This window comes from uncultured Novosphingobium sp. (assembly GCF_964277725.1).
GTDB classification, from domain to species: Bacteria; Pseudomonadota; Alphaproteobacteria; order Sphingomonadales; family Sphingomonadaceae; genus Novosphingobium; species Novosphingobium fluoreni.
The window spans coordinates 1-11,665 of the sequence record NZ_CAXYKL010000282.1 but is presented as its reverse complement, the minus strand read 5'-3'; the positions used below and the strand labels follow the sequence as shown (position 1 = coordinate 11,665).

8 protein-coding genes, 1 other RNA gene and 1 pseudogene are annotated in these 11,665 nt (G+C 62.9%); 8 read left to right on the top strand and 2 right to left on the bottom strand.

Annotated features, from left to right (window positions below):
- The 7 genes from ACHWRX_RS15615 to ACHWRX_RS15585 form a co-directional block, all read left to right on the top strand.
- The coding region (locus ACHWRX_RS15615; RefSeq protein ID WP_394659871.1) for an ATP-dependent helicase C-terminal domain-containing protein at positions 1–448 on the top strand (448 nt) is incomplete at its 5' end.
- A gap of 33 nt (positions 449–481) precedes the next feature.
- On the top strand, positions 482–760 hold the full coding sequence (locus ACHWRX_RS15610) for an ETC complex I subunit (RefSeq protein ID WP_394659870.1): 279 nt from the start codon (positions 482–484) through the stop codon (positions 758–760).
- Positions 761–861: 101 nt separating this feature from the next.
- Positions 862–956: signal recognition particle sRNA small type (gene ffs, locus ACHWRX_RS15605), an RNA gene on the top strand.
- A 128-nt stretch (positions 957–1,084) separates the two neighbouring features.
- Positions 1,085–2,923: a DNA polymerase III subunit gamma/tau gene (locus ACHWRX_RS15600; protein WP_394659869.1), complete on the top strand. Its 1,839-nt coding sequence runs from the start codon at positions 1,085–1,087 to the stop codon at positions 2,921–2,923.
- 2 nt (positions 2,924–2,925) lie between these two features.
- The gene (locus ACHWRX_RS15595) at positions 2,926–3,261 is read left to right on the top strand and encodes a YbaB/EbfC family nucleoid-associated protein (protein ID WP_058735487.1); all 336 of its coding nucleotides are present in this window, start codon (positions 2,926–2,928) and stop codon (positions 3,259–3,261) included.
- A gap of 158 nt (positions 3,262–3,419) precedes the next feature.
- The gene (gene lon / locus ACHWRX_RS15590) at positions 3,420–5,828 is read left to right on the top strand and encodes an endopeptidase La (RefSeq protein ID WP_394659872.1); all 2,409 of its coding nucleotides are present in this window, start codon (positions 3,420–3,422) and stop codon (positions 5,826–5,828) included.
- Positions 5,829–6,029: 201 nt separating this feature from the next.
- Positions 6,030–7,055 carry an aspartate-semialdehyde dehydrogenase gene (locus tag ACHWRX_RS15585; RefSeq protein WP_058735486.1) on the top strand — a complete coding sequence of 342 codons (1,026 nt, stop codon included), beginning with the start codon at positions 6,030–6,032 and terminating at the stop codon, positions 7,053–7,055.
- 109 nt (positions 7,056–7,164) lie between these two features.
- On the opposite strand, the gene ACHWRX_RS15580 is transcribed toward ACHWRX_RS15585, so the two are convergent.
- Positions 7,165–9,585, bottom strand: coding sequence for a TonB-dependent receptor (locus tag ACHWRX_RS15580; protein WP_394659868.1), 2,421 nt, complete (start codon positions 9,583–9,585; stop codon positions 7,165–7,167).
- 338 nt (positions 9,586–9,923) lie between these two features.
- Here ACHWRX_RS15580 and ACHWRX_RS15575 point away from each other — a divergent pair, with 338 nt between their 5' ends.
- Positions 9,924–11,129: an acyl-CoA dehydrogenase family protein gene (locus ACHWRX_RS15575; protein ID WP_394659867.1), complete on the top strand. Its 1,206-nt coding sequence runs from the start codon at positions 9,924–9,926 to the stop codon at positions 11,127–11,129.
- A 66-nt stretch (positions 11,130–11,195) separates the two neighbouring features.
- Here ACHWRX_RS15575 and ACHWRX_RS15570 read toward each other — a convergent pair.
- Positions 11,196–11,665: pseudogene (locus tag ACHWRX_RS15570) on the bottom strand (dihydrolipoyl dehydrogenase); the annotation flags it as partial.

Below are 11,665 nucleotides of genomic sequence, written 5' to 3'. Positions count from 1 at the left end.
GGCTCCGTTGCTGAGCCGAAAGCTCGACGCCATCGAACCAGCCGCGCTGCATGACGCCTTGCGCAACCGCCTCAGTTGGGACGAGCAGCAAGCACTGGATCGCCTCGCCCCGGCCGAGTTTGCCAGCCCGGCGGGGACGCGACACGCCATCGATTATGAGGATGAGGCGGGGCCGTCTGTGGAAGTGCGGGTGCAGGCGCTGTTCGGGCTCGATCGCCACCCGGGCTTCGGCCAGCCCGCGCAGCCCTTGTTGCTCAAGCTGACGTCCCCGGCAGGCCGGCCCATCCAAACCACGCGCGATCTGCCGGGCTTCTGGCGCGGGTCGTGGCGCGACGTGCAGCGAGACATGAAAGGGCGTTATCCCCGCCATCGCTGGCCGGACGCGCCCTGGACCGAAGATCCCAGCCTCAAGACACGTAATGCATTCGAAGCCACCAAGCGGACTTGATTTACGCCGCCATTTATAGGCAAAGCAGACGCCATGAGTGCAAGCATCTATCAGCGCCCGAAGAACGCCATGCAGTCCGGCAAGGCCCTTATCGACCAATGGGTCCTGGAGTTCGCCGCGGCCGAGGCGAAAAAGCCCGATCCGCTGATGGGCTGGGCCGGTTCAGGCGACACGCAGCAGCAAGTCACCTTGAAGTTTCCGACGAAGGAAGAGGCCATGGCCTATGCTGAGCGCTACGGGATCGAGGCCGTGGTTCATACCGCGCCGCCACGGCGATTGAAGATCCAGGCCTACGCGGACAACTTTCGCTGATTGCGCGCACTTTTCTTTTCGCGCGATACTATTCCTGAAGTCCTGGCTCAAAGTCCCATCGCGGCGCTTGCAATCGTCGCCTACCCCCGCCATATGCGCCGCCGGGAGTCGGGTGGACGTTTGCGTTCGCCAACTTGGTCAGGTCCGGAAGGAAGCAGCCACAACGGATTGCGGCGGGTCACCCGGCTCCTTTTCCGCTCAGCTTTAACGGTCGCTTGGCGCCTTCTCTGTGAGCGCATTGGGAATGTGTGATCGGCGATCTGTCGGTCAAAGTGGTGGAGCGACCATTCGACTTTCGCGCCGCCACACCCTAATCTCAGCACCATGAGCGATGATTCCCGCGATATGTTTGGCGATACCCCTCCGTGGCAGCCGGACGAGGAGGACAACGCTCCTTCGGCAGCCGAATTGGAGAAGGCGGGGCAATCGTCGATGTTCGGCGATCCAGCGCCATCACCGGCACCGTCCGGTATTACCGAGCCCGTAGCAACCGCCGCTCCAGCACCGCCAGTGTCGTCCGCTGCCAAGTCCGCAGCAGCCCAGCCTTATCGCGTGCTGGCGCGGAAGTATCGGCCGCAGACTTTCGCCCAATTGATCGGGCAGGAGGCGATGGTCCGCACCCTGGCCAACGCGATCAAGCGCGATCGGCTCGCTCATGCCTTTTTGATGACGGGCGTGCGCGGCGTGGGCAAGACGTCCACCGCCCGGCTGATCGCGAAAGCGCTCAACTGCATCGGCCCGGACGGGAAGGGCGGTCCGACGATCGACCCGTGCGGCCAGTGCGAGCCCTGCACCGCGATCGCCGAAGGCCGCCATATCGACGTGATCGAAATGGACGCGGCGAGCCATACTGGCGTGGATGACGTGCGCGAGATCATCGAGGCGGTTCGCTATGCCGCCGTTTCGGCGCGCTACAAGATCTACATCATCGACGAAGTCCACATGCTGTCTCGCAACGCTTTCAATGCCTTGCTGAAGACACTTGAGGAACCGCCCGCGCATGTGAAATTTCTTTTCGCGACAACGGAGGTCGACAAGCTGCCGGTCACCGTCCTGTCGCGCTGCCAGCGGTTCGACTTGCGGCGCATCCCGTCGCCGATGCTGGCTGAACATTTCGCGCATGTCTGCCAAAGCGAAGGCGTCCAGGCGGAGGATGAGGCGCTGGCGATGATCGCCGCTGCAGCCGAGGGTTCGGTACGTGACGGTCTGTCGATCCTCGACCAGGCGATCGCTCATGCCGATCTTGACGGTGCCGAAACCGGGCAGGGTCTGGTCCAGGCCGCGCGCGTGCGCGACATGCTGGGCCTGGCCGACAAGAGCGCTCAGCGAGGATTGCTGGACAGCGTGTTGAACGCCGACGGAGCCGGGCTGCTCGACCGCGTCGCGCAGCAATTCGCCCTTGGGGTTGAGCCCATCGCGCTGATGCGCGGCGTGATGACGCTGGTTCACCGCATCACGGTGGCGCAAGTCAGCGCCGGTGCGGCCGACGCGCCCTCGGCCGAGGAGCGTGAGGCGATCGAGGGTTGGGCCAAGCGCCTCAGCGCCGGACAGTTGCATCGGTTGTGGCAGCTGCTGCTTAAAGGCTACGAAGAGGTCAAATCCGCGCCCGATCCCCTCGTCGCCGCGCAAATGGCGCTGCTGCGGGTGATGCATGCGGCGGACATGCCCGATCCCGGCATGCTGGCGCGCAAGCTGGAAGAGATCGCGGCGAGACCCGCCCCGACTGTATCGATCGAAGGGTCGGGAGCGCCCGCCCCCGTCGCGCAGCGCCCGGCGATGGTCTGGGCCGATCTTGTCGAACAGGTCGAGCAGGTGACGGGGCTGGGCATGGCCAGCACCCTGCGGATGCAGGTACGCGTAGTCGAACTGGCGCCCGGCGTGCTGCGCTATACGCAGCCACCAGGGTTCGGCGAGGATATCGCGGCGCTTCTTCGCAATGCGCTCAACAAGACGACCGGGGACGCCTGGCATGTGGAAAAGGTGCCGGGCCAGGGCGCGCCTACCTTGGTGGAAGTGGACGAGGCGCAAAAGCGCGCCGCCGCCGATGCCAAGCGCACAGCGCCGCTGGTGGCCGCCACATTGGCCGCTTTCCCGGATGCAGAATTGATCGAAGACGACCGCCAGTCCGCAAGCGGCGGCGGCAACCGCAATTGGAGACGCTGACGATGAAGTCGATGGAAGAGATGATCAAGGCCGCGCAGGCTGCTGCCGAAACCATCCAGAAGCAGATGACCGAAACGCAGGGCAAGCTTGACGGTATGGAGGTCGAGGGGCTTTCCGGCGGTGGGCTGGTCAAGATCCGCTGCTCCGCAAAGGGCCGCGTCATCGGGGTCGCGATCGATGACAGCCTGATGCAGCCAAGCGAAAAGCCGATCCTGGAAGACCTGATCGCCGCCGCCTACAACGATGCGCGCGTGAAGGCGGACAGCGTGGCGGGCGAGGAAATGGCAAAGGCGCAGCAGGGCATGGGCCTGCCGCCGGGCTTCAAGATGCCGTTCTGAGCCTGGGATCACCCCGAACCGGATCGGGGTGATCGCCCGTTTAGACGATCGGCGGCCTTCCACAGCCTGTAACGAAAGTGCCATTGCGCGGTGCGGCACAGGCACCCATATTTGCCAAGAACCGGGCTGACCCGGATGGGCGCTTGTCGCCGCATGTGATGGATACACTCGTGAACCTACTACCCCTCCTTCCGCTTCGTGACATCGTGGTTTTCCCCGGCATGGTCGTGCCGTTGTTCGTCGGGCGCGAGAAGTCCGTGGCGGCGCTGGAATCGGCGATGGCCGGCGGCAAGGACATTTTCCTGCTGGCCCAGCTGGACCCCGGCTGTGACGATCCGGATAGCGACGATCTGTACGATACCGGCGTGATCGCCAACGTGCTGCAATTGCTGAAGCTGCCGGACGGCACCGTGCGCGTCCTGGTCGAAGGCAAGGAGCGCGCGCGCATCGAAAGCCTGCGCACCGAAACCACCGCCGAGGGCGAGATGCTGGTCGCGCAGGTTGAGGCTATCGAACCGGTCGGCGCGTCGGGCACGGAAGTGGCGGCGATGATGCGCCAGGTGGTCGAGCAATTCGGCGAATATGCCAAGCTGAACAAGAAGTTGTCGACCGACGCCGGCGAGAACCTGGCGGACATCGATGATGCCGCCAAGCTGTCCGATACGGTGGCGGCGCAGCTCTCCGCCAAGGTGTCCGACAAGCAGGCGGTCCTGGCCGAGGCCGATCCCTTGAAGCGTCTTGAGATGGTCTACGCCTTCATGGAGGGCGAGCTTGGCGTGCTGCAGGTGGAGCGCAAGATCCGTGGCCGCGTGAAGCGCCAGATGGAGAAGACCCAGCGCGAGTACTACCTCAACGAACAGCTCAAGGCGATTCAGTCCGAGCTGGGCGGCAGTGATGGTGAGGACGGCAACGAGATTGCCGAGTTGGCCGAAAAGATCGAGAAAACCAAGCTTTCCAAGGAGGCCAAGGAGAAGGCGACCACCGAGCTGAAGAAGCTCAAGGGCATGCAGCCCATGAGCGCCGAGGCCACGGTGATCCGTAATTATCTCGATGTGCTTCTCGGTTTGCCCTGGGGCAAGAAGAGCAAGGTCAAGCGCGACATTTCCGAAGCGCAGGCCGTGCTGGACGAGGATCACTACGCGCTCGACAAGGTCAAGGACCGCATCATCGAGTATCTGGCGGTACAGGCGCGTACCAATCGCTTGAAGGGGCCGATCCTGTGCCTCGTGGGCCCGCCGGGCGTCGGCAAGACCTCGCTGGGCAAGTCGATCGCCAAGGCTACCGGCCGCGAGTTCATCCGCCAGTCGCTGGGCGGCGTGCGGGATGAGGCCGAAATCCGCGGCCACCGTCGCACCTACATCGGCTCGCTGCCGGGCAAGATCATCACCAACCTCAAGAAGGCCGGCCGGTCCAACCCGCTGGTCCTACTCGACGAGATCGACAAGCTCGGCCAAGATTTCCGCGGCGATCCCGCTTCGGCACTGCTCGAAGTGCTTGACCCTGAGCAGAACGCCAAGTTCCAGGATCACTACCTGGAGCTGGATTACGACCTGTCCGACGTGATGTTCGTGTGCACCGCGAACTCGCTGAACTTGCCGCAGGCGCTGCTCGATCGCATGGAGATCATCCGCCTCGAAGGGTATACCGAGGACGAGAAGGTCGAGATCGCGGAGCGTCATTTGGTGGCCAAGCAGATCGAGGCGCATGGCCTGAAGGACGGCGAGTTCGTGCTGGAGCAGGCCGCGCTGCGCGATCTGATCCGCTACTACACCCGCGAGGCCGGTGTCCGCACGCTGGAGCGCGAGATCGCACGCCTCGCGCGAAAGTCGCTGCGCCAGATCCTGGAAGGCAAGGCGAGCGCGATCACGGTCACGCCTGAAAACCTTCACGACTTTGCAGGCGTGCGCAAATTCCGCCACGGCGTGGGTGAGGAAGAGCATCAGGTGGGTGCCGTCACCGGGCTCGCCTGGACCGAAGTGGGCGGCGAGCTGCTGACGATCGAGGCCGTGACCGTGCCTGGCAAAGGTCAGATCAAGGCCACGGGCAAGCTGGGCGAGGTGATGAGCGAGTCGATCCAGGCCGCCTTCAGCTTCGTGAAAGCGCGCTCGCCGGCCTATGGCGTCAAGCCGTCGCTGATCAACCGCCGGGACATTCACGTCCACTTGCCGGAAGGCGCGGTGCCCAAGGACGGCCCAAGCGCAGGCATCGGCATGGTCACTTCGATCATCTCGACCCTGACCGGTATTCCGGTGCGCAAGGACGTTGCCATGACCGGCGAGGTCACTTTGCGGGGGCGGGTTCTGCCGATCGGTGGCTTGAAGGAAAAGCTGCTGGCGGCCTTGCGCGGCGGCATCACCTTGGTGCTGATCCCGGAGGAGAACCGCAAGGACCTGGCCGAAATCCCCGCCAACGTGAAGGAAGGACTGGAGATCATTCCGGTCAGTCACGTGGACGAGGTTCTAGCGCACGCGCTGGTCGAGAAGGTCGAGCCGATCGAGTGGACGGAGGCCGATGAGCTGGCCGCTGCTCCGCCGCACACGCCTGCGCCCAGCGCGACGGCGCATTGATCACGGCCTGATCTCGCTAATTAGAACGCTCGTGCCAAGCGAGGTTGAAACACTTCATCGCGATATCGCGTGTTTCGACCTCGCTCACGAATGGCTTTACGCGGATGGGGCAGGGCACTTCCCTTGCCATCGCCGCCCCCCGCCGCTAACGCGCCCGCGCACGCGGCGTGATCGCGTGGCTTTACGAAAAAGGACCAAGAGATGGGGTACCGGGTAGCCGTCGTCGGTGCGACGGGCAACGTCGGCCGCGAGATGCTCAACATCCTCGCCGAGCGTGAGTTTCCCTGCGACGAGATCGCGGCGGTGGCTTCGTCGCGTTCGGTCGGGACAGAGATCGAGTACGGCGACACTGGTAAAATGCTCAAGGTCAAGAATATCGAGCATTTTGATTTCGCCGGATGGGACATCGCGCTGTTCGCGGCAGGTTCCGAGCCGACCAAGATCTACGCCCCCAAGGCTGCCGCTGCCGGTTGCGTGGTGATCGACAATTCGTCGCTCTATCGCATGGACCCGGACGTGCCGCTCGTCGTGCCCGAGGTGAACCCCGATGCGATCGACGGCTACACCGCGCGCAACATCATCGCCAATCCCAACTGCTCGACCGCGCAGATGGTCGTGGCCTTGAAGCCGCTGCACGATGCCGCCACGATCAAGCGCGTGGTCGTCTCCACCTATCAGTCGACGTCCGGCGCCGGCAAGGCGGGCATGGACGAACTGTTCACCCAGAGCCGCGCGATCTTCGTCGGCGATGCGGTGGAGAGCCACAAGTTCACCAAGCAGATCGCCTTCAACGTGATCCCGCACATCGACAGCTTCCTGGATGACGGCTTCACCAAGGAAGAGTGGAAGATGGTGGTCGAGACCAAGAAGATCCTTGATCCAAAGATCAAGGTGGTCGCCACTTGCGTCCGCGTGCCGGTGTTCGTCGGCCACTCCGAAGCGATCAACATCGAGTTCGAGAATGAGCTGTCCGCCGAAGCGGCGCAGGATATCCTGCGTGAGGCGCCCGGCATCATGCTCGTCGACAAGCGCGAAGACGGTGGATACGTCACCCCGGTCGAGTGCGTGGGCGATGGTGCGACTTACGTCAGCCGCGTGCGCGAAGACCCGACGGTCGACAACGGCCTGGTGCTGTGGTGCGTCTCGGACAACCTGCGCAAGGGCGCGGCGTTGAACGCGGTGCAGATCGCCGAACTGCTGGGCCGCCGTCACCTCAAGAAGGGCTGATTGGGTCAAGCCTGTCTCGACGCAGAGCTTTAAAGACAAAAAGAAACCGACCGCAGTCTCAGACCTGCGGCCGGTTTTTCAGTTTGGGTGAGCTGGTTACAAAAGCGATTTATTTCCCGAACGGCACACGCAGGGTCGCACCGTAAGTGATCGGCGGGGCATAGATCGACGTGGTGCCCAGAATGCCCAGGTTCAAAGCGTAAGCGCGGAACTGCTTGTTGAAGACGTTCTTCACCCAGCCGGTCAGCACGATCCCGGTCCGCTCATGCGTGTAGCTGAGCGAGCCGTTGGTGACATTGTAGGCCTTTTGCAGCGAAGAGGGGCCGTTGGTCACTTCCAGGAACTGCTTGTCGTACCACACGCCGTCCATCTGGATCGCCACATTGCCGCCGCCAACGTCGTGGTTGTAGCGCAGCATGTAGTTGAAGCTGAACTTGGGCGCGTTGGGGAACTTGGCGTTGTCGATCGTCCTTTGCGGGAAATCGCAAATGAAGAAGCCGCCCTGGTTGGTGCAGTATTGCGAGTTTGGCGCGCCGGGGAAGAACTCCGGGGCGGCCTGCGTGCCGGTGGCGGGAACGCTCTTGACCTTGGAGGTCTGCCAGGTAGCGCCCAGCACCGCGTCGAAGCGGGGCGATGGCGACCAGAAGCCTTCCAGCTCGGCACCGGTTGAAAGCGCATCGCTGTTGTAGATGTGCGGCACGCCGCCCGCCAGCGAGAAGGCCTGATAATCGCTGTAGATATAATGGAACAGCGTGCCGTTCAGGCGCAGCGTGCGGTTCATGAAGGCGGTCTTGAAGCCGGCCTCCAGGCTGTTGAGCGTTTCCGGCCGGTGCTTGAAGTCAGCCGGGTTGATGGTCGACGAGAGCGACCAGTTGCCGCCCTTGATGCCGCGGTTCCAGGAAGCGAACAGCAGCGTGGTGGGATCGACCTGGTAATTCAGCGAAACCCGCGCCGCCCAATCCTTATAGACATCGCGGTTCACGCCCGGGATGGTCTGCGCAAGGGTCTTGTCGGTGAACAGAACCACGGAATTCGGATTGATCGTGGGATCGGACAGGACGGCGGCGTAGTCGATCGACTTGTGATCAACTGAGTAACGACCGCCCACGGTCAGGCTCAGCTGATCGGTCAGCGTGATATCGCCTTGCGCAAAGATCGACCAGTTCTTTGAATTGATCTTGTAGAGCTGCGCCACGGTCGGCGAGTCGAACGCACCATTGGCCGCCAGCGCCAGGTTGATCACAGGCGCGCCGCGCACCGAGTGATAGCCATCGTACTTCATGTCGAGGTAGTACGCACCCACCTGCCACTTGAGACCCGGCAGATCGCCAGCCAGGCGAGCTTCCTGCGAGAATTGGCGGAAGCGGATGCCCGTGTCGAGGTTCACCGTCAGCAGCGGCGTGGCGTCACCATCCTCGCTGTAGGTCTTGTTCAGCGTCAGGTAGTTGGTGATCGCCGTCAGCGAGACCGTATCGGACAGCTTCCAGTTGAGATCGCCCTGATAGCTGTTCGTCACGCGATCCAGATTGCCGCGCCGTTCGCCATAATGCTCCCAAGGCGAGGCCTTGGCGCCGGTGATGCCGTTGACGACACCGCCTGTGCCATCGCTCAGGCCAGCCGCATTTGTGTGGCAAAAGCCGTTGGCTTCGAAATCGCAGTTTTCAAACACGTAGCCGCCAGTGGCGACGTGGTTGTCTTCGGCGTGCTTGTACCACACGCTGACCGTCGCATCGGGCGAGAGGTCGTACTGCAGGTTGACGCGCGCGGACCAGCCGTTGCGGCCGCCCAGGTCCTGGCCGCTGCCCTTGAGCACGGTGCCATCCGCCAGCACGGTGTCGCGCGACTTGATGTAGCCGTCCGCCTTTTCGATGCGGCCGGCCGCATGGATGCGCAGACCCGGGGCGAGGGCACCGCCCGCCGCGCCTTCCACCGACCAGGAATTGTATCGGCCGTAGTCGCCCTGCACGTAGCCGTTCCAATCCTCGGAGCTGGCATCGTTGCTGAGGTAATGGATCAGGCCGCCCGTAGCGTTGCGCCCGAACAGCGTGCCCTGCGGTCCGCGCAGCACTTCCACGCGCTTGATGTCGAACAGCTGACCCGACAGCGCATTCATCGATGCGACGTAGGCGTTGTCCTGGTAGACCGCGACGGGCGCTTCGAGATTATCGGTGAAGTTGTTCTGGGAAACGCCACGCAAGCTGAAGATCGTCAGGTTGGGCGACCATGCGTTGAAATGCAGGGCCGGGATCTGCTGCGTGATCTGCGTGGTGTCACGGATACCCAGCTTGGCGATCTGTTCGCCGGAATAGGCGCTGATCGAGATCGGAACCTTCTGCAGGTTCTCACCACGCTTGTTCGCGGTGACGACGATATCGGCAAGGGCGCCGCTGCTCGCCTCAGGTGCCTCGGCCACTGGCGTGGGAGTGGCGGCATCGGTCGATTGAGCCATGACCGGGCTCGCGCCGGTCCAGGCTGTTCCGGCGATGGCAATGGCCAGAAGGCTGGCCCGCGTCGACTGAATAGCTTTCATATGTACTCCCCGCTGGCATGCGCATTGATGCGTCTTATTCCATCCTGCGATCAACCGGGGCTACCTCTCTAGGGGTGGCTCATATTCCGAACGATCACCTATCTTGTCAGCTAATTGTTCCGATAACGCAACAAAAATCTTTTTGGGCCCGATTTGTGTAGTTATCGTGCGGGAAAACCGCGGTTTACGCCACGATCGAGCCTGTCCCCGCGGGCAACGGTCGTTTTCCTGATTGGAAGAGCGAGGATTTTGGTTTACGATAGACAACAATGACCGGGATTTGGCGTTGGTTTGTCACGCTAGGGTTCAGGCATCCTTGAGAGGAAGAGGATCGCGATATGCAAGCTGAAGCTATCAAGGCGTATTCTGATACCGATACCCCCACAGCGGACGAACTCATCGCGCGGGCCCGGGCCATGGTGCCGATGCTGCGCGAGCGCGAATCGGCAGCGGTCGGGCAGCGTCAGGTTCCCGAGGATACGATCCGCGCCTTCACCGAGGCCGGGTTCTTTCGCATCCTCCAGCCGGCGCAGTACGGCGGCTATGAGATGGCGCCCGAGGTTTACTGCGAAGTCGCGCGCACGCTGGCCGAAGGCTGCATGAGCAGCGCCTGGGTCTACGGCGTAGTTGCCGTGCACAACTGGCAACTGGCCTTGTTCGACCCCCGCGCGGCGGAAGACGTCTGGGCGGAAGATGGCGATGTGCGCATCAGCTCGTCCTATATGCCTTGCGGCAAGGTCGTACGTGAAGAAGGCGGCTATCGCCTCAGCGGGCGGTGGGCGTTCTCAAGCGGTTCGGCTCACTGCGACTGGGTGATCCTGGGCGTGCACATTCGCTCCGAAGACGGCAGCGCGCCCGATCCGTGCAACTTTCTGGTGCCGCGCCGCGACTATGAGATTATCGATACCTGGGACACGATGGGACTGTGCGCCACGGGCAGCAATGATATTGTGGTGAAGGATGCCTTCGTCCCCGATTACCGCATCATTCGCGAGATGGACATGTTCGAGGTCGACTGCCCCGGCCACGCCCAGAATACCGGCAGCCTCTATCGCATCCCTTTCGCGCAATTGTTCAATCGCACCGTCTCCACCACATCGCTGGGCGCGTTGAAGCGGGCCTTGGAGGTCTTCGTGGAGGGCATGAAGACCAAGCGGGCGACCTACACCGGCGCAAAGCTGGCAAACGACAGCGCCATCCAGGAAGCCGTGGCGGACGTCGCGATGACGTTGGACGACTTGGAAATGCGGTTGCATCGCGATCTGCGCGAGCTATCCGAACGGGCCGAGCAGGGCGACTTCTCGGTCGAGCGCCGGGCCATGCTGGGATTGTCGACCACCTCGATGGTGAGCCGCTGCGTAACCGCGGTAGATCAGTTGATGCAGTTCAGTGGCGGCAAGGCGATCTATCGCGGCAACGTCGTGCAGCGCGCCTTCCTGGACATTCACTGCGCCCGCGCCCACGTGGCGAACAATCCCTATCCTTACGCGCGCAACTTCGCCGGCATGGCGTTCGGCGCGCAGAACGATTGCTTCGATATTTGATACGCTAGGCGTCGGTCGCGGCCGGAACCAGCGTTCCGCCGCGACCGTGATGGTGCGGACTACCGATCAGACGTGGATCGGCTTTCCGGTGACTGCCATCGCCGCTTCCTTGATCGCTTCCGAATGGGTCGGGTGCGCATGGCAAGTGTAGGCGATATCTTCGCTCGTCGCCCCGAATTCCATCGCCTGCGTTGCTTGCGCGATCATCGTGCCAGCAACGGAGGCGATGCACCACACGCCCAGCACACGGTCCGTCTCGGCATCGGCGATGATCTTTACGAAGCCGTCCGGCTCGTGGTTGGTCTTCGCGCGTGAGTTGCCGAGCATCGGGAACTTGCCGACCTTGATCGCGCCCCGTTCTTTCGCGGCTTCTTCGGTCAGGCCCACGCCTGCAAACTCTGGCGCGGTGTAGACAACGCCGGGGATCAGGTCGTGATTCACGATTCCCGTCATCCCCGCGATGTTTTCCGCCACGGCGATGCCTTCGTCTTCGGCCTTGTGAGCCAGCATCGGGCCGGGGATCACGTCGCCGATCG

Bases quoted from the DNA above. Each gene is read 5' to 3' on its own strand.
- lon (WP_394659872.1), top strand. From the start codon at position 3,420: ATGGATACACTCGTGAACCTACTACCCCTCCTTCCGCTTCGTGACATC.
- ACHWRX_RS15595 (WP_058735487.1), top strand. From the start codon at position 2,926: ATGAAGTCGATGGAAGAGATGATCAAGGCCGCGCAGGCTGCTGCCGAA.
- ACHWRX_RS15610 (WP_394659870.1), top strand. From the start codon at position 482: ATGAGTGCAAGCATCTATCAGCGCCCGAAGAACGCCATGCAGTCCGGC.
- ACHWRX_RS15600 (WP_394659869.1), top strand. From the start codon at position 1,085: ATGAGCGATGATTCCCGCGATATGTTTGGCGATACCCCTCCGTGGCAG.
- ACHWRX_RS15585 (WP_058735486.1), top strand. From the start codon at position 6,030: ATGGGGTACCGGGTAGCCGTCGTCGGTGCGACGGGCAACGTCGGCCGC.
- ACHWRX_RS15575 (WP_394659867.1), top strand. From the start codon at position 9,924: ATGCAAGCTGAAGCTATCAAGGCGTATTCTGATACCGATACCCCCACA.
- ACHWRX_RS15580 (WP_394659868.1), bottom strand. From the start codon at position 9,585: ATGAAAGCTATTCAGTCGACGCGGGCCAGCCTTCTGGCCATTGCCATC.